The following is a 21,694-nucleotide window of genomic DNA, read 5'->3' on the forward strand; positions in this document are numbered from 1 at the left end:
TGAGTCGGTCCCGGATGAGGAGCTAGGCAAGCGCATGATGCACGTTGCAACACGGAACACCCTGCAGTCCCGTCTTCTTCTTCTGCCGCTGCTTTCCCTGCCGATGACGTTGGCAACCGCGGCAACCACTCTCGAAACCGTTCAAGTCGTCGCCACGCTCCCTGCTGGAGGTGGTGGTGTAGGCGGTTTTGGATTTGGCGGTGGCAGTGGCGTCCACCTGTCCGAGTCACAGATGGACAATGGCGGCGGCGGCGCGATTCCGACCGAAACCGCGAAGGAGCAGCCGACCGATGACAAAGAGAAGGACTGCAATGGTCGCAAGGGCAATCCCGTCGTGCTCTACAGCGGCAACAAGGTCGAGCCGGAACTCGATTTCGCCAGTCAGGGCGAAATGGGCCTGTTCCTGCAGCGCAACTACAATCATTACTGGAGCGCGACTGGACTGTTCGGCAATCACTGGCTGAGCAACTTCGACTATTCGCTCGCATTCACCGATGCAAATCAGCTGGCGTGGGTGCAACGGCCCGACGGTCGCCGCATCAAGTACCTCAAGGATCCGGCCAGTGGTCGTTGGTATGAGGACAAGGCCCAGCCCATCGCGTACCTCTCCGCGAACGGCGATGGCACGTTTACGCTTCGAAACGAAAACAATGGGGCGGAGACCTACAACGCCGAGGGCTACATCACTCGACTCAGCAATGAGCAGGGTGTGAGCTGGACCTTCTCCTATGCAGACCGTTACCTGCAGAAGGTGACCCACTCCTCGGGACGCAGCATCAGCTTTGGCTGGGCTAACGGACAGGTTACCCAGGTGACCGATCCGGCCGGCAACATCTATCGCTACACCTATACGCCCAATGTGTTCGGGAACGGGCGTGGCCGGCTCGCCAGCACGACGCTGCCAGGCACACCTGCAACGACGATCAGCTACCACTATGAAGATGCCCGCTTCCCGGGCGCCCTGACCGGCAAGTCTTTTGATGGCGTGCGCTATTCCACTTTTGCCTACGATGCGGAGCGGCGCGCCATCAGCACGGAGCACAATGGCGGCGTTGAACGGTTCCGCTTCAGCTACGCCGTGCGCAGCACCGAACCGGTGCTTCCGCCCCCCGCACCGACTCGGCCGGGGGGGTTCCGCACCGACGAGGAGCGTGGATGGTGCGAACAGCGCCCTGGCGGCTCACGCATCTGTTACCAGCCGCGCTCACTGCCTGTCGACGCGCTGCCGATGGAGAGCGCTCTCGGTATGACGGCCGCCGCAGCGTCTGGCCTGACGCGACCGGTGGACATTGACGTCACCGTGGTCAATCCCCTCGGCCGCAGCACCACCTACACGTTCAAGGACGGAAAGATGGTGTCGACCAAGGGTGATCCGTCGCCCAACTGCCCTGCCAGCTATAAGGAGCAGAGCTATGACGCCAATGGATATCCGGATATGGTCCATGATTTCCAGGACAACCTGACCAACTTCGACTACAGCGCACAGGGCTATCTGCTGAAGCGAGTGGAAGCGGTCGGCAGCTCGGCCGAACGTACGACCCTGCAGGAGTGGGATACCACGCGGAATCGACTACTCAAGACAACGGTGGTGGGTGATCTTGAAGTTGCCTACACCTATGACGATCGCGGAAACGTGGCCAGCGCAACCGAGCGCAATCTGACGGCACGTGGGGTGCACAGCCAGACGCGGGTGACCCGCACCACCTATACCTATCACGCTAACGGATTGAAGGCTTCGATCAAGGTCGACGGCCCGCTTGCGCAGGATGACGTTACCTCCGTCTTCAACAATCAAGGCGATCTGACCAGCGTCACCAACGCACTTGGCCATACGATCAGCTATTCCAACTACAACGGATTGGGATTGCCGGGGCGCATCGTCAATGCGAACGGCGGCGTGCGAGAGCTGACGTATGACGGCCGCGGCCGGGTTGTGTCCGACAGAACCAGTTCGGGAACCGGCTGGGCTACCACAGCCGTTGGCTACACCACTGCAGGCGACATCGCCTCGCTTACGCAGCCTGATGGCGTGACAGTCCGCTACAACTACGATGCCGGACGTCGCCTGATACAGGAAGTCCGTTCAATGGGAGACGGCAAGTGGGCGTGGACGCGCCATAGTTACAACAACGCTTCCAATCGCACGCGTACCGAGGTTTCGTACACCGATTATCCGATCGATACGGTGGTTACAGGAACGATTGACGAAATCACCCACGACGGGCAGTGGAACTGGTTCGTGCGTGGCTGGGCCTGCTCCACTGGATCGGCTGGGTCGATCCAGGTAGATGGCTACGCTGATGGCAACATCTATCTGGGAAGCACTCAAGCAAACCTCGCCAGTGAGCCAGGGGTTGCAGCAGCCTGCCAAGCCTCAGGTAGTGCTTATCGATATCAGTTGCCGATCTCGCTAGCCCAGAGGCAGCAATTAGGTGGGCGCAAGTTCTCCATCTATGCCCAGTCTCCGCAAGGTCGAAACCAGGATCGACCGCTTGCGAACTCCGGTGCTTTCGCGATTCCATCGGCAAACATCGTCGGCGACATCGGTGGGGTTACCCAGGATGGCAACTGGAACTTCTTCATTGAAGGCTGGGCCTGCTCGATTGGTGTGGACGCTTCGATTGACGTCCACGTGTATGCAGGCAACAACGCATGGGCGGGCGGCACATTCGTGGCCGGTGGCCGTGCAAATCTGGCAACGGATGGCAATGTGGCGAACGCGTGCCAGGCACGAGGTAATGCGTACTGGTTCAAAATTCCGCTGGATGCCAACGCACGATCGGCGCATGGCGGCAAAGCGTTGTATGTACATGGCATCTCACCATGGGGTGGCGATCATCTGACGATCAATCGATCAGGAGCCTTCACCATACCTGCGGTCGTCCGTAATGCGGAACTGGTCAGCGCCTCGGCATCACCCCGCCAGATATTCAATGGTGGCTCGTCGAATCTGACGTTCCAGTTCCGTAATACCGGCAACGTCGTGTGGAATCCTGGTGATACCTATCTGGCATTCGGAATCCTTCAGCTCAATGAAAGCATGGGCCTAGCTGCACCGGTGCCTCCGGGGGCAGTTGCAACCTTTACCAGAAGCGTTGGGCCGAAGAACACCGGCAATGGCAACGTAACCTTCATCTACAAGGCGCAGATGGCCTCTGGTGGTGCTGCGTGGGGCACGGAGGGGAGGGCGACGTTGTCCGTTGAAAACAACAAGGGAAGCTGTGGTCGCGTTACTTGCGAACGCCCTCGGTAACAAAGGATTGTCCAAATGCCAGCACTGACGCTTGCCCTGATGGGGCTGAACGCTGTTGTCTCTGTCAACACATATGAGTATGACGAACTGGGGCGTGTGATTGTCGAACGCGGGAACGGCGTACAGAACGTGCGCTATGCCTATGACGCGGAGGGACGCGTCACGCAGGTGACCGATTCGCAGAATCGCGTCACCCGTATGAGCTACGATCCGCGTGGACGTTTGATCAAATCAATCGACGCCGCCGGGGGCACGACCCAGATTGCCTACGATCAGGCAGATCGCCCGATCCGAGTGAGCGATCCCCGCAATCTCGTTACCACCTACGAATTCGATGGTTTCGGCCAGATGTGGAAACAGGTGAGTCCGGACACGGGAACGACGCAGCACCAGTACGATGCTGCAGGTCTGCGGACATCGACGGCGCGGGCCGATGGCAGTGTCGTCTCTTTTGGTTACGACGGTCTGGGGCGAATGACTTCTGCGAGCGCAGAAGGCCGAACAATGGGTTACAGCTACGATTGGTGCGGCAATGGTAAAGGTCAGCTGTGCGGTACTTCAGGGCCCGGGACCGCCACCCATTTTGCCTATACACCGAATAGTGAGCTGCAGATACGACGTGACTTCACCGATCTGTCAGGTCAGAAAACGGACTACAGCACAACCTACGGATACGACGGTATCAATCGCCTGAGCCAGATCACCTATCCCAATGGTGACAAGGCAACCTACACATATGGTTCCCAGGGAAAGCCAAGCTCGTTGTTGGCAACGGTCAACGGCACTCAGCGCTCGATCATTTCCCAGGCCAACTGGAAGGCAACGGGCGCCCACGAATCGCTGGCATACGGTAACGGCCTCGTCAGAGGCTATAACCACGACCAAGAGGGGCGGCTTACCGCGATGTCGGTCTGGGGACCTAACAGCCAAAAAGTCAGCTATTTGGACTACCAGTACAGCGGGATGGTGAAATCAACGCCATCATCGATGCGGTCGATCCAAACATGACGCAGCTGATCGGCTACGACGCGTTGAGCCGTCTGACGCAGCTGACGCGCTTCGGCGTCACTAATCTGCTTTCCTACGATGCTGGCGGAAACCATGATCGCTACCAAGGGGGGAACCAGCTTTCCCAGTACAGTATCGATCCAGGCAGCAACCGGGTGCTGGATTACACCAACCAAGATGGTAGCCGGCAGTACCAGTACGACGCCATGGGAAATCGCATCAGTGAAACTGCGGGTAGCCGGATCATCACCTATGAGTACGATGCATTCAATCGCATGAGCCGCAGCAACATCGGTGGCACGACGACTGACTACGTGCTCAATGCTCAAGGGCAGCGCGTTGCGAAGATCAACCAAAGTACCAACAGCCGTTACTTCTACGCCGGGCAGAACCAGCTCATGACTGAGCTGAACAATGGCGTGTGGACCAATTACTTCTGGTTTGAAGGTGAACTGGTAGGGCTCGCTCGCAGTGGGCAGCACAACTACGTGCATACCGATCATCTTGGACGCCCCGAGTTCGTCACCAGTCCAAGCCAGCAGACAGTCTGGAAGGCGTACAACTATGCCTATGGACGTAGCGTCCAGAAGGATGAGATAGGCGGGTTGAACATTGGCTTCCCCGGCCAGTACTACGACGCGGAAAGCGGCCTCTGGTACAACGGCTTCCGCGACTATGACGCGAGCATTGGCCGGTATGTGCAGAGCGATCCGATCGGGTTGGCGGGTGGAACCAATACGTACGCCTATGTTGGCGGCAATCCAATCAATTCGGTTGACCCCCTCGGACTTCAGGCTCGCGCACTGCGTCCGACCTACTATCCAGGCAACTACACCACGGGCGGTTCTGAAGAGTATGGTGGTCCTCGATTGGATGCGGGGAGTTTTGGCATCGTCGGGACCATCGTCCTTGTCTCTCCTTCACTCCCTCAGCTTGCGAGGGCGCTGTACAACAAGCCACCCGCCGATGCAACAGATCCCAACGGCGCGAAAGCTCCGGGTCTTCCTGGCGAGGTTGAGGGATACTGTGCACCCAAGAAGGGGCCTCAGTGGGTTAAGAGCCCGAATGGCAGAGGGAGTGGATGGCTGGACAAATCCGGAGATGTCTGGGTTCCCTCTGGTCAAGGAGGGGAGCCCACGGTGGACCTCATTGGGACGTTCAATCCCCAATGGCGACTACATTAATGTCTATCCTGGTGGAAGAAGGCGCTAATTCTATGCTGAAGCTGGAAATTGAATCTTTGAGGTTCTATTCACGACTGGACGAGGACGCGTTCTTCTCCAGATTGAGTAAAACATCGGGCGTGGTGTCTGTTGAGGGGTTTCTCAGAATGATCAACGTCTCTGTTGATCCGTCGGCTGTGGATGAGGACGCTATGAGAGAGCTGATTTCGTTGTTCCAACGCTATGGGATAGACATGCGCCAGCTGCGGGAACTGGAGACGGAAGAATTCAGCTCATGGATGCGGAACAGATCCGCCTACTGGTTCAAGTCGATGTATCCGGACCAGTAAGCCTATGAAATGAGGACTATCCACTGGCTCGGCATCGCGTTCCTGTGGATGCTTCTGCTGAACGTCCTGCTGCTGACGGCCGGCACGCTGATGTCGGGTGAGGCGCTTGGAGAACAAGAGTTCGTCGGCCTGGGTGTGGCCGTGTTCGGTACCGTGGCGGGCGCGATTCTCTATCGCCGCCGCCCGCGGTAGCGCCGAGCAAGCGAGGGTTAGCAGCACGCGCGACCCTTACCCTCCAAACAGCTTCTGCGCGCTCTGGAACAGGATCCAACTGGTGGCGATGAACTTGTCGCCGCCCTGCGGCCGGTTGCCGCGATGGGTATGGGTGAACGCAGTCGGCGCGATCAGCAGGCTGCCGGTGCGCGGTGCGATCTTCCGGCCCTGGAACAGGAACTCGGTTTCGCCTTCGTCGAAGTCGTCGTTGAGGTACAGGGTCCACAGCACATGCCGGTGCAGGGTCTCGGCCTGCGCGTCCTTCGGGTACAGCTCGCAGTGCCAGTACGGGTAACCGCCCTCGCCCGCCGCATACCACTGCAGATTGATCGCGCCCGGGCGCAGGCAGGTGCGCGCCAGATCCGCCAGCTGCTCCGGCGCCATGTCGGGGAAATCCTCGGCCGACAGGCGTCGCGGCTGGCCGTTGCTGTCCTGGATCTGCAACATCAACGGCGCGATCAATGCCTGTGGATAACGGCGTAGATAAGTCTGCAGACCCGCAAATACCGCCTGTTGCAGCTGCTGGTCCACATCCTGCCAGCCATCCACGCCGCTGATCCGCAGATCCTTGCTGTGCTTGAGTTCCGGGAACACACCGCTGCCCACTGCGCCGGGTTTCAGGCCCTGGCTTGCACGCATGCGCGCGACGATCGCAGCGCACACGTCGCTGGGGACGGCGTTGTGGATGACCTCGATGAAATCGACAGGGCCCGGCTCGTGCATGCGTGCATTCCTTCGACGGCAAGGGCTTGATGGTGCCGTTTGCAGCTGCAGCTGTCACCCTGCGGTCATGTCATCAATCTGCCATGACCGCTGTAGGGATGGCCGCTGTCAGACGCTCTTTGCGTCATGCTCCTGGTGATAACGCACGGCCTCGGCGACCTCTTCGCGCGAACCGAGGAACACCGGCACGCGCTGGTGCAGCTGGTCGGGTTGCACATCGATGATGCGCTCGCGACCGGTCCAGGCAGCGCCGCCCGCCTGCTCCACCAGCAGGCCCATCGGGTTGGCTTCGTACATCAGGCGCAGCTTGCCGGCCTTGCCCGGTTCCTTCTTGTCCCACGGGTAGATGAAGATGCCGCCGCGGGTCAGGATGCGATGCACGTCGGCGACCATGCTGGCGATCCAGCGCATGTTGAAGTTCTTGCCGCGCGGGCCTTCCTTGCCGGCCAGCAGATCTTCCACGTAGGCCTGCATCGGCGCTTCCCAGTGCCGCTGGTTGGACATGTTGATGGCGAACTCCTGGGTGGCCGCCGGGATCTGCATGTTCTCGGTGGTCAGCAGGAACTCGCCGGTTTCGCGGTCGAGGGTGAAGGCGTGGGTACCGTGGCCGACGGTCAGCACCAGCTGCGTGCTGGGCCCGTAGATGCAGTAGCCGGCGGCGATCTGCTTGCTGCCCGGCTGCAGGAAGGCGTCATCGCCGGGCAGTTCGACGTTGGTCGGGCAACGCAGCACCGAGAAGATGGTGCCGACGGAGACGTTGACGTCGATGTTGGAGCTGCCATCGAGGGGATCGAACAGCAGCAGGAAATCGCCACGCGGGTAGATGTCCGGCACCGGCTGGCTGTGGTCCATCTCCTCCGATGCGCAGGCGGCGAGGTGGCCACCCCAGGCGTTGGCCTCCAGCAGGATCTCGTTGCTGATGACATCCAGCTTCTTCTGCGCTTCGCCCTGCACGTTGCCGGTACCGGCCTCGCCGAGCACGCCACCGAGGGCGCCCTTGCTGACGGCGATGGAGATGCTGGTGCAGGCGCGGGCGACGACCGCGATCAGCTGGCGCAGGTCGGCGTTGATGCGGCCGGCGTGCTGCTGCTGGATCAGGAAGCGGGTCAACGAGGTACGGGACATGGGCGGGCAGGTCTCGGCAACGGGAAAACGCCTATTGTCGCTGGTCTGACTTGCGCGTGGGTGAGCGGGGGAGGCGTAATCGTTTCCAGAGGCGTTGCGGTCGTGGCGGCTTCCCTTCGTCGAGGCGCGCGGGAGGGGAGACAATGCAGGACACGCTGCAAGTACGTCCATGTAAGCTCGATGGCGCCTTGCTCGTGTGCGCTGTCCTGCGCACACGGCAAGACCGGGGCTGGGCGTCCTGCCCAACCCGCCCGAGGCATGCCTCGGGCCCATGGCGCCAACGGTCCTGCATTGCCTCCCCCTCCCGCGCGCTTCAGGGTTGGCCGCGAGCGCGAAGGGTGTGGCAATGCAGGAGCAAAAGCAAAGGCGCCTTTCGGCGCCTTTGTTTCCACAGCTTGCTGGAGCGGTCGATCAGCCCTTGGCGACGGTGGCCACGGCCTTGGCGACGTATTCCAGGTTGTTCTGGTTCAGCGCGGCCACGCAGATGCGGCCGGTGCCGACGGCGTAGATGCCGAACTCGTCGCGCAGGCGCTCGACCTGTTCGCGGCTCAGGCCGGAGTACGAGAACATGCCCGCCTGTTCGTTGATGAAGCCGAACTGCGGGGCGCCGGCGGCGGCCAGCTTCTCGACCAGGCCCTGGCGCAGGGCGTGGATGCGCTCGCGCATCTCGGTCAGCTCCTGCTCCCACATCGCGCGCAGTTCCGGATTGGTCAGCACACCGGCAACCAGTGCAGCACCGTGGGTGGAGGGGCTGGAGTAGATCGTGCGGATCACGCGCTTGACCTGCGACTGCACGGCCTTGGCGTCAGCGGCGGTCGGCGCGACCATCGACAGCGCACCCACGCGCTCGCCATACAGCGAGAACGACTTGGAGTACGAGTTGGCGACGATGAAGCTGTCGATGCCGGCCTCGGCGATGATGCGCACCGCGGCACCGTCCTGCTCGATGCCCTTGTCGAAGCCCTGGTAGGCCATGTCGATAAAGGGGAACAGCTGGCGGTCCTTCAGCAGCTGTGCGACCTGCTTCCACTGGCTGACGGTGAGGTCGGCGCCGGTGGGGTTGTGGCAGCAGGCGTGCAGCAGCACCACGGTGCCCGCTTCCAGCTTGCCCAGGTCGGCCAGCAGGCCGTCGAAGTTGACGCCATGGGTGGTCGGGTCGAAGTAGGTGTAATCGACCACCTCGAAACCAGCGGCGCTGAACACGGCGCGGTGGTTTTCCCAGCTCGGGTTGCTGAGTGCGATGGTGGCGTGCGGCAGCAGCTTCTTCAGTACGTCCGCACCGACGCGCAGCGCACCGCTGCCACCGACGGTCTGGGCGGTGGTGACGCGGCCGGCGGCCAGCAGCGGCGAGTCCTTGCCGAACACCAGCTCACGGGTGGCCTGGGTGTACGCCGGCAGGCCATCGATCGGCAGGTAGCCGCGCGGTTTGGCTTCGTTGGCGAGCTGCTGCTCGATCTGCTTGACGGCGCGCAGCAGCGGAATGCGGCCGCTCTCGTCGTAGTAGATGCCCACACCCAGGTTGACCTTGGTCGGGCGGCTGTCGGCGTTGTACGCCTCGGTCAGGCCCAGGATCGGGTCGCCTGGGACCAGTTCCACGTTTGCAAAGAAGGACACGGCGGTACTCGTTCGGTAGACGGAAAGGGGGAGGAATTGCGCCACGCGGCTTGCGGCCTGTCGGCCGAAACCGACCCATCGTAACAAAGCCTGCCGGGGCTGGCCGCCGCCATCGTCATCCGCTTGCCCGTACCATGGCGTGCGTTGCCGCCCGATCCATCAACCTGAATCATGAATCCCAGCGCACGACGCCAATGCCTGCCGCTTTCCGCCCTGCTGCTGCTGCCCTTGGTGGTGACGGCCGAGCCATTGCCGACCGCCCTGCCGACGGTGCAGGTACAGGCCGCGCGGGTGCCCGGCGTCGACCCCTTCGCCCTGCCCGCCAGCCTGGATACGGTGTGGATCGACGCCGACCGTACCGGCCCGGGCACGCAGCTGTCCGAGGCGCTGGGCGGAGTGCCGGGCCTGCTGGCCCGGGACCGGCAGAACTTCGCGCAGGACACCCAGCTGTCGATCCGAGGCTTCGGCGCCCGTTCGACCTTTGGCGTGCGCGGGGTGCGGGTGCTGATCGATGGGGTGCCGGCGACCATGCCCGACGGCCAGGGCCAGCTGTCGCACGCCAGCCTGCTCGGTGCCGAGCGCATCGAGGTGCTGCGCGGGCCGTTCTCGGCCCTGTATGGAAATTCGTCCGGGGGCGTGCTGCAGGTGTGGAGCGCGCAGGGCCAGGCTGGTGACCCGTGGCGGCTGCGGGTGAATGCCGGTGCCGACAACACGCTCAGCGTCGGCGCGCAGCTGCGCGGGGCGGGCTCTGGCGTTGACTACAACGTGGCCGCCAACCATTTCAGCACCGATGGCTGGCGTGACCACAGCCGCGCGCGGCGTGAGTCGCTCAACGCGCGCCTCGGCACCGAGCTCGCTGGCGGCCGCCTGGAGTTGCTGCTCAATGCGCTGCATGCGCCCAACGCGCAGGACCCGCTGGGGCTGACCCGCGCGCAGGTGGCGGCCGATCCGCGCCAGGCCACGGCGGTGGCTGAGCAGTACAACACCCGCAAATCGGTGCGCCAGCAGCAGGCAGGCCTGCGCTGGACCCGTGAAGCCGGTGCGCAGCGCTGGCAGCTGATGGGCTATGCCGGGCAGCGCGCGGTGACCCAGTACCTGCCGATTCCGCCGGGACCGCAGGCCAACCCATTGCATGCCGGTGGCGTGATCGACCTGGATGGCGGTTACGGCGGACTGGACGCGCGCTGGGGCTGGAACGGCGATCTGTGGGGGCGCCCGCTGGACCTGGTGGTGGGCGTGAATGCCGATCGCCAGCGCCAGCACCGCACCGGCTACGAGAACTTCGTCGGCACCACCGTGGGGGTACGCGGCCGCCTGCGTCGCGACCAGATCGACATCGTGCAGAACGTGGACCAGTTCGCCCAGGCGTGGTGGCAATGGAGCCCGCGCTGGTCGCTGCTGGCCGGGGTGCGCCACAGCGCGGTGCGCTTCGAATCGGATGATCGCTACATCGTCGGGCGCAACCCGGACGACAGTGGTCGCCGTCGCTACCAGGCCACCACGCCAGTGGCGGGTGTCAGCTTCGAGGCAAGCCCGCAGTGGCGCCTGCACGCGGCGATCGGGCGTGGCTTTGAAACCCCGACGTTCAACGAGCTGGGCTACCGCGCCGACGGCCAGGCCGGGCTGGCGCTGGATCTGGCGGCCGCCCGCAGCCGCAGCCTGGAAGTGGGCAGCAAGTGGCACGCGCAGGATGGAAAGCAGCTCGATGTGAGCCTGTTCCGTGCAGATACCGACGATGAACTGGCCGTTGCCAGCAACACCAATGGTCGCAGCACGTACCGCAACATCGGCCGTACCCGCCGCCAGGGCGTGGAGCTGCAATACAGGCAGCCGTTGGTCGAGCAGCTGGAGCTGCAGCTGGCCTGGACCTGGCTGCAGGCGCAGGTGCGTTCGCCCTATCTGGCCTGTGCGGCCAGCAACTGCGCAGTGCCCGACACCGTGGTTGCCGCTGGCAGCCGCCTGCCCGGCGTGCCCCGGCAGCAGGCGTATGCCCGCCTGCAGTGGTCGCCGGGGCAGTGGCAGTGGGCGCTGGAGGCGACCGCCAGCAGCGACGTGGTGGTGAACGACATCGCCACCGAGCGCGCACCGGGATACGCGCTGCTGAACCTGGAAGCCGGTCGCCGCTGGACGCTGCAGGCCGGTGACCTGCGCGCATTCGCGCGGATCGACAATGTGCTGGACCAGCGCTACATCGGCTCGGTGATCGTCAATGACGGTAACGGCCGGTTCTTTGAACCGGGGCCGGACCGCCGCGCCAGCGTTGGCCTGCAGTGGTCATGGCGTTAGGCGGGCCCCGGTAGCGCCGCCATGCCCGGCGAGCGCGCAGCGCGGACGTGACGGATCCGCCGGGCATGGCCCGGCGCTACCGATCAATCCGGGGCCTTGGCGGGCACGAACGGCGAGGTTGGATCGCTGGCCGGGAAGGTCTCTTCCAGCGCCTCGTCCTGGTTGTCGCTGGCGTGCTGCTTGCGCTCACGCCGCTTCAGCGGACTTTCCTGGCCGCCGCGATTGCGGTCACCGCAGTCCTTGCGGTCCTGGGCGGCCTGTTCAGGCCGGCGCACGACGGGCAATGCGCCCTCGTCCGGTGCCGACATGCCGGCGCCACGGTCCTCGGCGTCCGCCAGATCGTGTTTGCCGCGCTGCTCGCCCGGCTCGGGGGTGTGGTTCTCACGCAGGGGGTCACGGGTGGTGGTCATGGGGCGTTCCTCCGGTAGGCCTCCACTAGAGCGCGGATGAAGTAAAGCCACTGCGAACCTGGCGTCATGAACATCTTTGTCACGACTGGATAACGGCGGCGCGCGTATTCCTGCCCACCCGCCCTGCTGCAGGAGCCGGCCATGCCCCGTCTTGAACGCCCCGCCCCGTCCGTGTTCAACGCCCTGCTGGATCCGCTTGGCCAGCGCAGCACGCAGCGCCGGACGCGCCGCCTGGAGGATCCGCAGGCGGTGGCGCAGGATTACCTGCAGTACATGCTGAGCGACTACGAGGAACGCCGCGGGCAGGGGCATCGCAACTGGCGCGATCTGTGCCCGGTGTATGCCTTCGCGCTGACCACCCATGCCGCTGACTGGCCGCGTGGCGGTGAGGCCGATACCAGTGGCGAACTGGCCGAGCACTGGGACCAGATGCGCGGACAGTCGCGCCTGAACTGGGCACAGGCGCAGCCGGTGGTGGAAGATGCCTGGCGCGCGCTGGACCATATCCCCGCCGCTGCGGTGAGGCCGCTGCTGCAGTAGTGCCGGTCGCCGGCAGGCATCGCCTGGATTCAAGGAGCTGCCGGCCAGCGGCCGGCACTACCGCACGGTCTGCACGTGGCCGACACGGTTGTTTCACGGTAGCCGGCTGAAGCTGGCTACCCCTGCTGAAACACAGGTGCGCATCATGGCCCGCCCGATCTGGACCGGTACGCTTTCCTTCGGCCTGCTCAACGTACCGGTCTCGCTGATGTCCGGCGAGCGCAAGGTCGACCTGCACTTCCGCATGCTGGATTCGCGCGATCGCAAACCGATCCGCTTCGAACGGGTCAACGCCGACACCGGTGAGGAAGTGCCGTGGAAGGACATCGTCAAAGCCTACGAGTACGACAAGGGCAGCTACGTCGTGCTGGAGGAAGACGATATCCGTTCGGCGGCGCCGGAAAGCCATGAAACGGTGGAGGTGGAAACCTTTGTCGACGCCAGCCAGATCGACCCGCGATACTACGAGAAACCCTATCTGCTGGTGCCGGGTAAAAAGGCCGAGAAAGGCTACGTGCTGCTGCGGGAAACGCTGCGCAGCACCGGCAAGGTGGGTATCGCCCGGGTAGTGGTGCGCACGCGCGAGTACCTGTGCGCGGTGATGCCCAACGATGACGCGCTGGTGCTGATGATCCTGCGCTACCCGCAGGAACTGGTCGAGCCTGACGACTACAAGCTGCCCAGTGGAAAGCTTGCCGATTACCGCATCACCAGCAAGGAAACGGCGATGGCCGAGCAGTTGATCGAGTCGATGGCCGGTGACTGGGATCCTTCGCAGTACCACGATGAGTTCCGCGAACGCCTGCAGCAGGTGCTGAACAAGCGCATCAAGTCCAAGGGCGGCACCACCCAGGTGGAGGACGAGCCGGCACCGCGCGAGGACGCAACCACCAACGTGGTGGACTTCATGGCGTTGCTGCAGAAGAGCCTGGATGCCAACAAGCGCACGCCGGCGAAGAAGGCGGCCGCGCGCAAGGCTCCAGCCAAGAAAGCAGCGGCGAAGAAGGCACCGGCAAAAAAGGCCGCCAAGAAGGCGGCAAAGAAAACCCCTGCGCGACGCAAGGCAGGTTGAGCCATGTCGTTGCATCAGTACCGCCGCAAGCGTCGGCTGGGCGGGGGGAGCGGACAGACCCCGGAGCCGGACGATGCACCGGCACGAGGCAATCCGAAGCGGCGGCCGATCTTCGTGGTCCAACTGCACCACGCCAGCAGCCGCCACTACGATTTCCGCCTGGAAATGGATGGCGTGCTGAAAAGCTGGGCGGTGCCGAAGGGGCCGTCGCTGCGGGTGGGTGAGAAGCGCCTGGCGGTGGAGGTGGAAGACCATCCCCTGTCCTATGCCGGCTTCGAAGGTGATATTCCGGAAGGACACTACGGCGCCGGTCACGTCGATGTGTTCGACCACGGCAGCTGGGCCTGCGAAGGTGATCCGCTGCAAGCACTGGCTGCGGGCAAGATCGACTTCGTGCTGCACGGGAAGCGCCTGGCCGGTGGCTGGAAACTGGTACGCACGGCGATGAAGGGCCGCCAGGTGCAGTGGCTGCTGATCAAGCGCGATGACGCGCAGGCACGGGATGCGGAGGCGGACGATCTGCTGCACACGCCAGCGCGAGCATCCGCGAAGACGTCCCGGGCTTCAGCGAAGAAGATCGTGCCAGCGTTACCGACCGCGCCGCGTTCCGCGCCACCGCGCAAGGCCGATGCACGCTGGCATGCGCGCGCGCTGCAGCTGGACGGGGCGCGCGACAGAAGCTACCCGCACCAGTTCAAGCCACAGCTCACCGATCACCGCGACACCGCGCCCGATGGCGAGCGTTGGCTGCATGAGATCAAGTGGGATGGTTACCGGTTGCTGGCCGATCTGCACGAAGGTGAGGTGACGCTGCGCTCCCGCAATGGCCTGGACTGGACGGCTGACTTTCCCGAAGTGGTGCAGGCGGTGCAGGCGTTGCCGGTGCGCGATGCGCGTCTGGACGGGGAGCTGGTGGTGCTGGACGACAACGGCCGCAGCGACTTCGCCGCGCTGCAGCGGGTGATCGACGGCAGCTCGAAACAACCGCTGCGCTACATCGTGTTCGACCTGCCGGGCGTGGCCGGGGTCGATATCAGCCGCGCGCCGCTGCTGCAACGCAAGGCACTGCTGAAGGAACTGATCGGCGATGCAGTTGGCACGCTGGCCTTCAGCGAGCACGTCATCGACCACGGCCCTGCCGTGTTCGAAGCCAGCGGCAAGGCGGGATTCGAAGGCATCGTCAGCAAGCAGGTCGATGCGCCTTACGTGAACACCCGCGCACGCAGCTGGGTGAAAGTGAAGCACGAGGACACCGATGAATTCCTGATCATCGGCCACACCGCACCCAAAGGCTCGCGGGTGGGATTCGGTTCGCTGCTGCTGGCCACGCCGGACAAGGGCGGCCTGCGCTATGTCGGCCGCGTCGGTACCGGCTTCGACGATGAGGGGCTGCGCGCGCTGGCGGCCACGCTCGCGCCGCTGGCGGTGAAGGAGGCGGTGCTGGAGCTGCCGGCGCACGTGCCGTTCCGTGCGGCCAGCGTGCGCTGGGTCAAGCCGGTAACGGTGGCCGAGGTCGCGTTCCGTGGCTGGGGCAAGGAAGGGTTGCTGCGCCAGGCCAGCTTCAAGCGGCTGCGCAGTGACAAGAAGAAGGAGGACCTGGCGATGAGTGCAACACCGGCCGATGACGGCGACGACGTTGCCATCACCCATCCCGAGCGCGTGGTGTTTGCGAAGAAGAAACTCAGCAAGGGTGATGTCGCCGACTACTACCGGCAAATGGCGCGCTGGATCCTGCCGGAAATCAGTGGGCGACCGCTGTCGCTGCTGCGCTGTCCCGATGGCGTCGGCAAGGCCTGCTTCTTCCAGAAGCACCATGGCCAGGGCCTGGGTGACGCCGTGCATGCGGTGCCGCTGCAGCAGAAGAGCGGGCGCGAGGACTACGTCTATATCGATGACGAACGCGGCCTGCTGCAGCTGGTGCAGATGAACACCCTGGAACTGCATCCGTGGGGCGCGACGGTGGCCGATCCCGAACATCCCGACCGGCTGGTGTTCGATCTTGATCCGGGTGAGGGCGTGAGCTGGGCCGACGTGAAGCGCGGCGCGCGCGATGTGCGCGATCGACTGCAGGAAACCGGGCTGCAGAGCTTCGTGCGGCTGTCGGGCGGCAAGGGCGTGCATGTGGTGGTACCCCTGCAACCCGCAGCCGACTGGGACGACGCGAAAGCGTTCTGCGAAGCGTTCGCGCAGGCGATGGCCGAACAGGCGCCGGATCGCTACGTGGCGACGATGAGCAAGGCCAAGCGCAGCGGGGTGATCTTCATCGACTGGCTGCGCAATACACGGGGAGCGACCAGCGTGTGCTCGTGGTCGCTGCGCGCGCGGGAGAGCGCGGGAGTCGCGGTGCCGCTGCGCTGGGAAGAACTGGCGCGGGTGAGCGCGGCCGATGCGTTTCCAATGGACAAGGCGTTGGCACGGGCGAAGCGCTTGAAGGCGGATCCGTGGCAGGGCATCGAGGCCCTGAAGCAGACGCTGCCGACGCTGCAGCGGTAGTGCCGGCCGCTGGCCGGCAACTGCAGGTTCGCTGGGGTTGCCGGCCAGCGGCCGGCTCTACCCGTATCCGGGCATCGACGCGCTGAAGCAGCGGTTGCCGACGTTGCCTATGTCTGGACATTCGCGGGCTGAAACAGCGACGTTGCAGTGGTAGTGCCGGCCGCTGGCCGGCAACTGCAGGATCATCGAGGTTGCCGGCCAACGGCCGGCACTACCGGTATCCGTTCAGCGCCGATCGCGCGATGCGCGGCGGCCGAACCACCAGCCCAGCAGCAACTGCACCGGCAGCGAAACCAGCAGGCCGATGACGAACCAGTGCGGGAAGTCGCCGCCCATCACCCACAGGCCATAGCCCGCGCCGAGCACCAGCAGTGACCAGATCGAGGTGCCATGCGCGCGTGGCCAGCACGGCGCGTAATACGTGGCGAAGGCAATGGCGGCGATGCCACCCAGCACGGTGAATGCCAGGTCCCAGCCGAGCTGGGCCTCGCTTCCCGGCGTCATGCGCAGCAGCGATGGCAGCCAGCCCGCGGCACTGCTGACCAGGGCCAGCGCGAGCAGCGCGCCGATCAGCGCGAGCAGGGAGAGAAAGACGGTCTTGAGCGTGCCGGGCATGCGCACATTGTACGACCGCCGCGGTGCGCGGCGCTGCCGGCAGATCGGCATGGCCGCCGTGCCCGTGGGAGAGGGAAACGGACACGGCAGCCATGCACAGGGGGGTCAGGCAGCGAAGTCGATCACCACGCGGCCTTCGATGGTGCCGGCGTGCATGCGCGCGAACACCTCGTTGACGTTCTCCAGGCGGTCGGTGCTGACCGTGGCGGCAACCTTGCCTTCGGCGGCGAACTGCAGCGATTCCTGCAGGTCCAGGCGGGTGCCGACGATCGAACCGCGTACGGTGACGCCGTTGAGCACCATGCCGAAGATGTCCAGTGGAAAGTTGCCCGGTGGCAGGCCGTTGAGCGAGACCGTGCCGCCGCGACGGACCATGCCCAGCGCCTGTTCGAAGGCCTTGGGCGAAACCGCGGTGACCAGCGCACCATGCGCGCCACCGATCTCCTTCTTCAGGAACGCGGCCGGATCGGTGGTGCGCGCGTTGACGGTGACCTGTGCGCCCAGGCGCCTGGCCAGGGCCAGCTTGGCGTCGTCCACATCCACTGCTGCCACGTTCAGGCCCATTGCGCGGGCGTACTGCACGGCCATGTGGCCGAGGCCGCCGATACCGGAAATGGCCACCCAATCACCGGGCTTGGTGTCGGTGACCTTCAGGCCCTTGTACACGGTGACGCCGGCGCACAGCACCGGCGCGATCTCCACAAAGCCCACTTCCTTCGGAAGCAGGCCGACATAGTTGGCATCGGCCAATGCGTACTCGGCGAAGCCGCCGTTGACCGAATAGCCGGTATTGCGCTGCGTTTCGCACAGCGTTTCCCAGCCGCCCAGGCAGTGTTCGCAATGGCCACACGCCGAGTACAACCAGGGGATGCCGACCCTGTCACCTTCCTTGATGTGCCCTACCCCGCCTCCCACGGCCACGACGTGCCCCACGCCCTCGTGGCCGGGGATGAACGGCGGGTTCGGTTTCACCGGCCAGTCGCCCTCGGCGGCGTGCAGGTCGGTGTGGCAGACGCCACAGGCCTCGATCTTGACCAGCACCTCGCCCGCCCCCGGGCGCGGTACCACGACTTCCTCGATGACCAGCGGCTTGCCGAACTCACGGACGACGGCGGCCTTCATGGTTCTGTTCATGCGTGCTTCTCCGTAGTGCGCTTGCAGACAGGATGGCGCCGGCCCCATGCCCGCGCCTTGATCCCGATCAATCCTCAGAAGAAGCCGAGCTTCTTCGGTGCGTAGCTGACCAGCAGGTTCTTGGTCTGCTGGTAATGGTCGAGCATCATCCGGTGGTTCTCGCGGCCGATGCCCGACTGCTTGTAGCCACCGAACGCGGCGTGCGCCGGGTAGGCGTGATAGCAGTTGGTCCATACCCGCCCGGCCTGGATCGCGCGGCCCACCCGGTACAGTCGCGCGGCATCGCGGCTCCAGACGCCGGCACCCAGCCCGTACAGCGTGTCGTTGGCGATCTGCAGCGCTTCTTCTTCGGTCCTGAACGTGGTCACCGACACCACCGGCCCGAAGATCTCCTCCTGGAACACGCGCATGCCGTTGTGGCCCTTGAACACGGTCGGCTGCACATAGAAGCCGCCGGCCAGGTCGCCACCGAGCGCGGCTCTGTCACCGCCAATCAGCACCTCGGCGCCTTCCTCGCGGCCGATGGCGATGTAGGACAGGATCTTCTCCAGCTGTTCGCCCGATGCCTGCGCACCCACCATGGTGTTCGGGTCCAGCGGATTGCCCTGGCGGATCGCCGCCACGCGTTCGAGTACGCGCTCCATGAAGCGTTCGTAGATCGATTCCTGCACCAGTGCGCGCGACGGGCAGGTGCAGACCTCGCCCTGGTTGAAGGCGAACATGACGAAACCTTCCACCGCCTTGTCGAGGAAATCATCGTCTTCGGCCATTACGTCGGCGAAGAACAGGTTCGGCGATTTGCCGCCCAGTTCCAGCGTCACCGGGATCAGGTTCTGGCTGGCGTACTGCATGATCAGGCGGCCGGTGGAGGTTTCACCGGTGAAGGCGATCTTGGCGATGCGCGGGCTGCTGGCCAGCGGCTTGCCCGCCTCCAGGCCGAAGCCGTTGACCACGTTGAGCACGCCCGGCGGCAGCAGGTCGCCGATCACCTCCATCAGCACCAGGATCGACGCCGGGGTCTGCTCGGCAGGCTTGAGCACCACGCAGTTGCCGGCGGCCAGCGCCGGCGCCAGCTTCCAGGCCGCCATCAGCAGCGGGAAGTTCCACGGGATGATCTGCCCGACCACGCCCAGCGGTTCGTGGAAATGGTAGGCCACGGTGTCGTCGTCGATCTGCGACAGGCTGCCCTCCTGCGCACGCAGGCAACCGGCGAAATAGCGGAAGTGGTCGGCCATCAACGGCACGTCGGCATTGAGCGTCTCGCGGATCGGCTTGCCGTTGTCCCAGGTCTCGGCGTGGGCCAGCAGTTCCAGGTTCTGTTCGATGCGATCGGCGATGCGGTTGAGCAGCAGCGCACGGTGGGCGGCCGACGTGCGGCCCCAGGCGTCCTTTGCGGCGTGCGCGGCATCGAGCGCGGCGTCGATGTCCTCGGCGTTGGAGCGGGCAACTTCAGTGAACACTTGGCCGTTCACCGGCGAGATGTTGTCGAAGTACTGGCCGCTGCGCGGGGCGATCCATTCGCCACCGATGTAGTTGCCATAGCGCGGCTTGAACAGGGAGCGCGGATCGGTGGCATGCGGGCGGGTGGACGGTACGGCGTTCATGGCGGCTCCTGTGGTGGGCATGGTGCATCCACAGGCGCAAAGACGATGCCAACTGTGGCCTGCTGCGCTGCATCACGCCTTCATCGCCCGGCTGTCGGTCATCCTGTTACGCACCCTGCGGCAGTGCAGCAGGCGTGGTCGTTGCAGGCCGACGCAGGGTGTGCTGTTAATCGGGACAGGTCCCGCAACAACTGTCGCAATGTGCGACACAGGAGGCTGTCGGTGTCCCCGCTTGCTCCCGATCCCCGCCTGGGAAGTGCCCGGCGCAGTTTCTTCGAGCGTGGTGCTGCCCCGGTCGGCGCCGTGCCCGAGGCGATCCTGCATTCCTGGCAACGCTGCCAGCGCCACGGCCTGCTGGTGGATGCGCAGCCGGCCGCCGAACCACTGACCGACAACCGCCTGCGCGAACTGCGCCAGCGCCGCGAGCGCCTGTGGCGACAGGCGCGCCCGGAGCTGGATGGACTGGCGGCGGAAATGACCCACAGCGGCAGCATCGTGCTGCTGACCGATGAAGACGGCTGGATCCTCGACGCCGAAGGCAGTGCCGGTTTCCTCGACAAGGCCGGTCGTGTCGCGCTGATGCCGGGCATGCGCTGGGACGAGGGCACGGTCGGCACCAACGCCATCGGCACCGCGCTGGTCGACGGGCGCGCGCTGCAGGTGCGTGGCGGCGAGCACTACTTCGCCCCGCACGGCATCCTCACCTGTTCGGCCGTGCCGATCCTGGATCCCTACGGGCAATGCCTGGGGGTGCTCGATGTGTCCGGCGACGCGCGGTTGCCACACGTGCACGCGCTGGCGCTGGTGCGGCAGGCGGTAGCGCAGATCGAGCACCGCGGTTTTGCCGACGGCCTGGCCGACTGCGAGCTGCTGCGACTGCATCATCAGCCCGCGTTGCTGGGCAGTGCGCGCGAAGGCGTGCTCGGCTTCCGCGGCGGTCGCCTGGTCGCGGCCAATCGCGCCGGCCTTGCCTTGTTCGGGCTGGATCGCCAGGACATCGGCCGCACGCCGTACGAAGCGCTGTTCGAACAGCCGCTGTCGCGACTGGCAGATGACGGCGTGCTGCTTGATCGCCAGGGCCGTCGTCTGTACGGCGTGCGCGAGGCCCGTGCGTCGCGACGCAGTGTGGCTACACCAGGGCCGACCGCGCCGTTGCCGGCCCGTGCACAGGGCCCCCTGTTCGATACCGGGCAGCAACAGCAGCTGGCCACCGCAACACGCGTGCTGCAGGCCGGGTTGCCGGTGCTGCTGCAGGGCGAGACCGGCACCGGCAAGGAAGTCTTCGCGCGGGAACTGCACGCACGCAGCACGCGTGCGGGAAAGCCCTTCGTTGCGGTGAACTGCGCGGCGCTGCCGGAAGGCCTGATCGAAGCAGAGCTGTTCGGCTACGAGGAGGGTGCCTTTACCGGTGCGCGCCGGCAGGGCAGCCCGGGCCTGCTGCGGCAGGCCGAGGGCGGTACCTTGTTCCTCGATGAGATCGGCGACATGCCGCTGGCGCTGCAACCGCGCCTGCTGCGCGTGCTGCAGGAACGCGAGCTGTCACCGCTGGGCGGCGGCAAGCCGGTGAAACTGGATTTCGCGCTGGTCTGCGCCAGCCACTGCGAACTGCCGCAGGCGGTGGATGCCGGTCGCTTCCGCGCGGATCTGTATTACCGCATCGCCGACCACGTGGTGAGCCTGGCACCGTTGCGGCAGCACCCCGATCGCGCTGCCGTGGTGGATGCCCTGTGGCAGCAGCTGGGACAGGGCCATGCGTTGTCGGCGCAGACGCGCGCGGCGCTGGCCGCCCATGCCTGGCCCGGCAACCTGCGCCAGCTGAGTGCCTGCCTGCGCACGCTGGCCGCACTGGCTGAACCGGGTCAACCGGTGGGCCCGCAGCTGCTGCCCGCGGACGTGCGTGCTGGCACGTCCACCGCGCCCGCAGTGCCTGCCAGCGGGGCATTGGTGGAGATCGCCGAGGCAGCCATGCGCCAGGCGCTGGCCGAGTGCCAGGGCAATGTCAGCGCGGCCGCCAAGCGGCTGGGGATCAACCGCAGCACCCTGTACCGCCGGCTGGGTACGCCACGCGGATGAGCGGATGTGCTGGCGCCG

Annotated in this window: 17 protein-coding genes; 10 read left to right on the top strand and 7 right to left on the bottom strand. The window is 65.0% G+C overall.

The window, feature by feature from the left end; genetic code table 11:
- The first annotated feature begins 34 nt into the window (after positions 1-34).
- Genes D0Y85_RS00080 through D0Y85_RS00095 form a run of 5 tightly spaced genes read left to right on the top strand, consistent with a single transcriptional unit; the run spans position 35 to position 5,966 of the window.
- Positions 35-3,253 (top strand): DUF6531 domain-containing protein, encoded by a 3,219-nt coding sequence (locus D0Y85_RS00080; RefSeq protein ID WP_229290475.1) that lies wholly within the window; start codon positions 35-37, stop codon positions 3,251-3,253.
- A gap of 15 nt (positions 3,254-3,268) precedes the next feature.
- Positions 3,269-4,261: a hypothetical protein gene (locus D0Y85_RS20785; protein WP_240329298.1), complete on the top strand. Its 993-nt coding sequence runs from the start codon at positions 3,269-3,271 to the stop codon at positions 4,259-4,261.
- Positions 4,258-5,445: an RHS repeat-associated core domain-containing protein gene (locus tag D0Y85_RS20955; RefSeq protein ID WP_275897136.1), complete on the top strand. Its 1,188-nt coding sequence runs from the start codon at positions 4,258-4,260 to the stop codon at positions 5,443-5,445. The genes D0Y85_RS20785 and D0Y85_RS20955 overlap by 4 nt, the downstream gene beginning before the upstream one ends.
- On the top strand, positions 5,445-5,774 hold the full coding sequence (locus D0Y85_RS00090) for a hypothetical protein (RefSeq protein WP_117309123.1): 330 nt from the start codon (positions 5,445-5,447) through the stop codon (positions 5,772-5,774). The genes D0Y85_RS20955 and D0Y85_RS00090 overlap by 1 nt, the downstream gene beginning before the upstream one ends.
- 9 nt (positions 5,775-5,783) lie before the next feature.
- Positions 5,784-5,966 (top strand): hypothetical protein, encoded by a 183-nt coding sequence (locus tag D0Y85_RS00095; RefSeq protein WP_117309124.1) that lies wholly within the window; start codon positions 5,784-5,786, stop codon positions 5,964-5,966.
- 36 nt (positions 5,967-6,002) lie between these two features.
- On the opposite strand, the gene D0Y85_RS00100 is transcribed toward D0Y85_RS00095, so the two are convergent.
- From D0Y85_RS00100 to D0Y85_RS00110, 3 genes are all read right to left on the bottom strand, one after another.
- The gene (locus tag D0Y85_RS00100; RefSeq protein WP_099786339.1) at positions 6,003-6,710 is read right to left on the bottom strand and encodes a 2OG-Fe(II) oxygenase; all 708 of its coding nucleotides are present in this window, start codon (positions 6,708-6,710) and stop codon (positions 6,003-6,005) included.
- A gap of 108 nt (positions 6,711-6,818) precedes the next feature.
- Positions 6,819-7,835 (bottom strand): class 1 fructose-bisphosphatase, encoded by a 1,017-nt coding sequence (locus D0Y85_RS00105; protein ID WP_025875529.1) that lies wholly within the window; start codon positions 7,833-7,835, stop codon positions 6,819-6,821.
- A 411-nt stretch (positions 7,836-8,246) separates the two neighbouring features.
- Entirely contained in the window at positions 8,247-9,449 is a 1,203-nt protein-coding gene (locus D0Y85_RS00110; protein WP_117309125.1) for an amino acid aminotransferase, read from the bottom strand.
- A gap of 171 nt (positions 9,450-9,620) precedes the next feature.
- Between D0Y85_RS00110 and D0Y85_RS00115 the strand changes: the two genes are divergently transcribed.
- Positions 9,621-11,735 carry a TonB-dependent receptor gene (locus tag D0Y85_RS00115; protein WP_117309126.1) on the top strand — a complete coding sequence of 705 codons (2,115 nt, stop codon included), beginning with the start codon at positions 9,621-9,623 and terminating at the stop codon, positions 11,733-11,735.
- A gap of 83 nt (positions 11,736-11,818) precedes the next feature.
- On the opposite strand, the gene D0Y85_RS00120 is transcribed toward D0Y85_RS00115, so the two are convergent.
- A complete protein-coding gene (locus D0Y85_RS00120; protein ID WP_117309127.1) occupies positions 11,819-12,145 on the bottom strand; it encodes a hypothetical protein in 327 nt (108 codons plus the stop codon).
- Between the two features lie 141 nt (positions 12,146-12,286).
- Here D0Y85_RS00120 and D0Y85_RS00125 point away from each other — a divergent pair, with 141 nt between their 5' ends.
- The 3 genes from D0Y85_RS00125 to ligD all read left to right on the top strand — a co-directional run bounded on the left by D0Y85_RS00125 (position 12,287) and on the right by ligD (position 16,250).
- A complete protein-coding gene (locus D0Y85_RS00125; RefSeq protein ID WP_025875521.1) occupies positions 12,287-12,685 on the top strand; it encodes a hypothetical protein in 399 nt (132 codons plus the stop codon).
- A 145-nt stretch (positions 12,686-12,830) separates the two neighbouring features.
- Positions 12,831-13,757 carry a Ku protein gene (locus tag D0Y85_RS00130; RefSeq protein ID WP_025875519.1) on the top strand — a complete coding sequence of 309 codons (927 nt, stop codon included), beginning with the start codon at positions 12,831-12,833 and terminating at the stop codon, positions 13,755-13,757.
- 3 nt (positions 13,758-13,760) lie between these two features.
- A complete protein-coding gene (gene ligD, locus D0Y85_RS00135; protein WP_117309128.1) occupies positions 13,761-16,250 on the top strand; it encodes a DNA ligase D in 2,490 nt (829 codons plus the stop codon).
- A gap of 225 nt (positions 16,251-16,475) precedes the next feature.
- Here ligD and D0Y85_RS00140 read toward each other — a convergent pair whose 3' ends face one another.
- The 3 genes from D0Y85_RS00140 to adh all read right to left on the bottom strand — a co-directional run bounded on the left by D0Y85_RS00140 (position 16,476) and on the right by adh (position 19,603).
- Positions 16,476-16,865: a hypothetical protein gene (locus D0Y85_RS00140; protein WP_025875515.1), complete on the bottom strand. Its 390-nt coding sequence runs from the start codon at positions 16,863-16,865 to the stop codon at positions 16,476-16,478.
- A gap of 105 nt (positions 16,866-16,970) precedes the next feature.
- Positions 16,971-17,999, bottom strand: a complete 1,029-nt coding sequence (gene adhP / locus D0Y85_RS00145) for an alcohol dehydrogenase AdhP (protein ID WP_025875513.1) — start codon at positions 17,997-17,999, stop codon at positions 16,971-16,973.
- A gap of 74 nt (positions 18,000-18,073) precedes the next feature.
- Entirely contained in the window at positions 18,074-19,603 is a 1,530-nt protein-coding gene (adh, locus tag D0Y85_RS00150; RefSeq protein WP_025875511.1) for an aldehyde dehydrogenase, read from the bottom strand.
- 222 nt (positions 19,604-19,825) lie between these two features.
- Between adh and D0Y85_RS00155 the strand changes: the two genes are divergently transcribed.
- The gene (locus D0Y85_RS00155; RefSeq protein ID WP_240329300.1) at positions 19,826-21,676 is read left to right on the top strand and encodes a sigma-54-dependent Fis family transcriptional regulator; all 1,851 of its coding nucleotides are present in this window, start codon (positions 19,826-19,828) and stop codon (positions 21,674-21,676) included.
- The last annotated feature ends 18 nt before the right edge of the window (positions 21,677-21,694 follow it).

The organism is Stenotrophomonas sp. G4, assembly GCF_003428825.1.
Taxonomy (GTDB): Bacteria; Pseudomonadota; Gammaproteobacteria; order Xanthomonadales; family Xanthomonadaceae; genus Stenotrophomonas; species Stenotrophomonas indicatrix.

Excerpts from the sequence above, each read along its gene's own strand:
- D0Y85_RS00090 (WP_117309123.1), top strand. The coding sequence starts at position 5,445 with ATGTCTATCCTGGTGGAAGAAGGCGCTAATTCTATGCTGAAGCTGGAA.
- D0Y85_RS00100 (WP_099786339.1), bottom strand. The coding sequence starts at position 6,710 with ATGCACGAGCCGGGCCCTGTCGATTTCATCGAGGTCATCCACAACGCC.
- D0Y85_RS00095 (WP_117309124.1), top strand. The coding sequence starts at position 5,784 with ATGAGGACTATCCACTGGCTCGGCATCGCGTTCCTGTGGATGCTTCTG.
- D0Y85_RS00115 (WP_117309126.1), top strand. The coding sequence starts at position 9,621 with ATGAATCCCAGCGCACGACGCCAATGCCTGCCGCTTTCCGCCCTGCTG.
- D0Y85_RS00140 (WP_025875515.1), bottom strand. The coding sequence starts at position 16,865 with ATGCCCGGCACGCTCAAGACCGTCTTTCTCTCCCTGCTCGCGCTGATC.
- D0Y85_RS00125 (WP_025875521.1), top strand. The coding sequence starts at position 12,287 with ATGCCCCGTCTTGAACGCCCCGCCCCGTCCGTGTTCAACGCCCTGCTG.
- D0Y85_RS20785 (WP_240329298.1), top strand. The coding sequence starts at position 3,269 with ATGCCAGCACTGACGCTTGCCCTGATGGGGCTGAACGCTGTTGTCTCT.
- D0Y85_RS00130 (WP_025875519.1), top strand. The coding sequence starts at position 12,831 with ATGGCCCGCCCGATCTGGACCGGTACGCTTTCCTTCGGCCTGCTCAAC.
- ligD (WP_117309128.1), top strand. The coding sequence starts at position 13,761 with ATGTCGTTGCATCAGTACCGCCGCAAGCGTCGGCTGGGCGGGGGGAGC.
- D0Y85_RS00105 (WP_025875529.1), bottom strand. The coding sequence starts at position 7,835 with ATGTCCCGTACCTCGTTGACCCGCTTCCTGATCCAGCAGCAGCACGCC.
- adhP (WP_025875513.1), bottom strand. The coding sequence starts at position 17,999 with ATGAACAGAACCATGAAGGCCGCCGTCGTCCGTGAGTTCGGCAAGCCG.
- adh (WP_025875511.1), bottom strand. The coding sequence starts at position 19,603 with ATGAACGCCGTACCGTCCACCCGCCCGCATGCCACCGATCCGCGCTCC.
- D0Y85_RS00120 (WP_117309127.1), bottom strand. The coding sequence starts at position 12,145 with ATGACCACCACCCGTGACCCCCTGCGTGAGAACCACACCCCCGAGCCG.
- D0Y85_RS20955 (WP_275897136.1), top strand. The coding sequence starts at position 4,258 with ATGACGCAGCTGATCGGCTACGACGCGTTGAGCCGTCTGACGCAGCTG.
- D0Y85_RS00080 (WP_229290475.1), top strand. The coding sequence starts at position 35 with ATGATGCACGTTGCAACACGGAACACCCTGCAGTCCCGTCTTCTTCTT.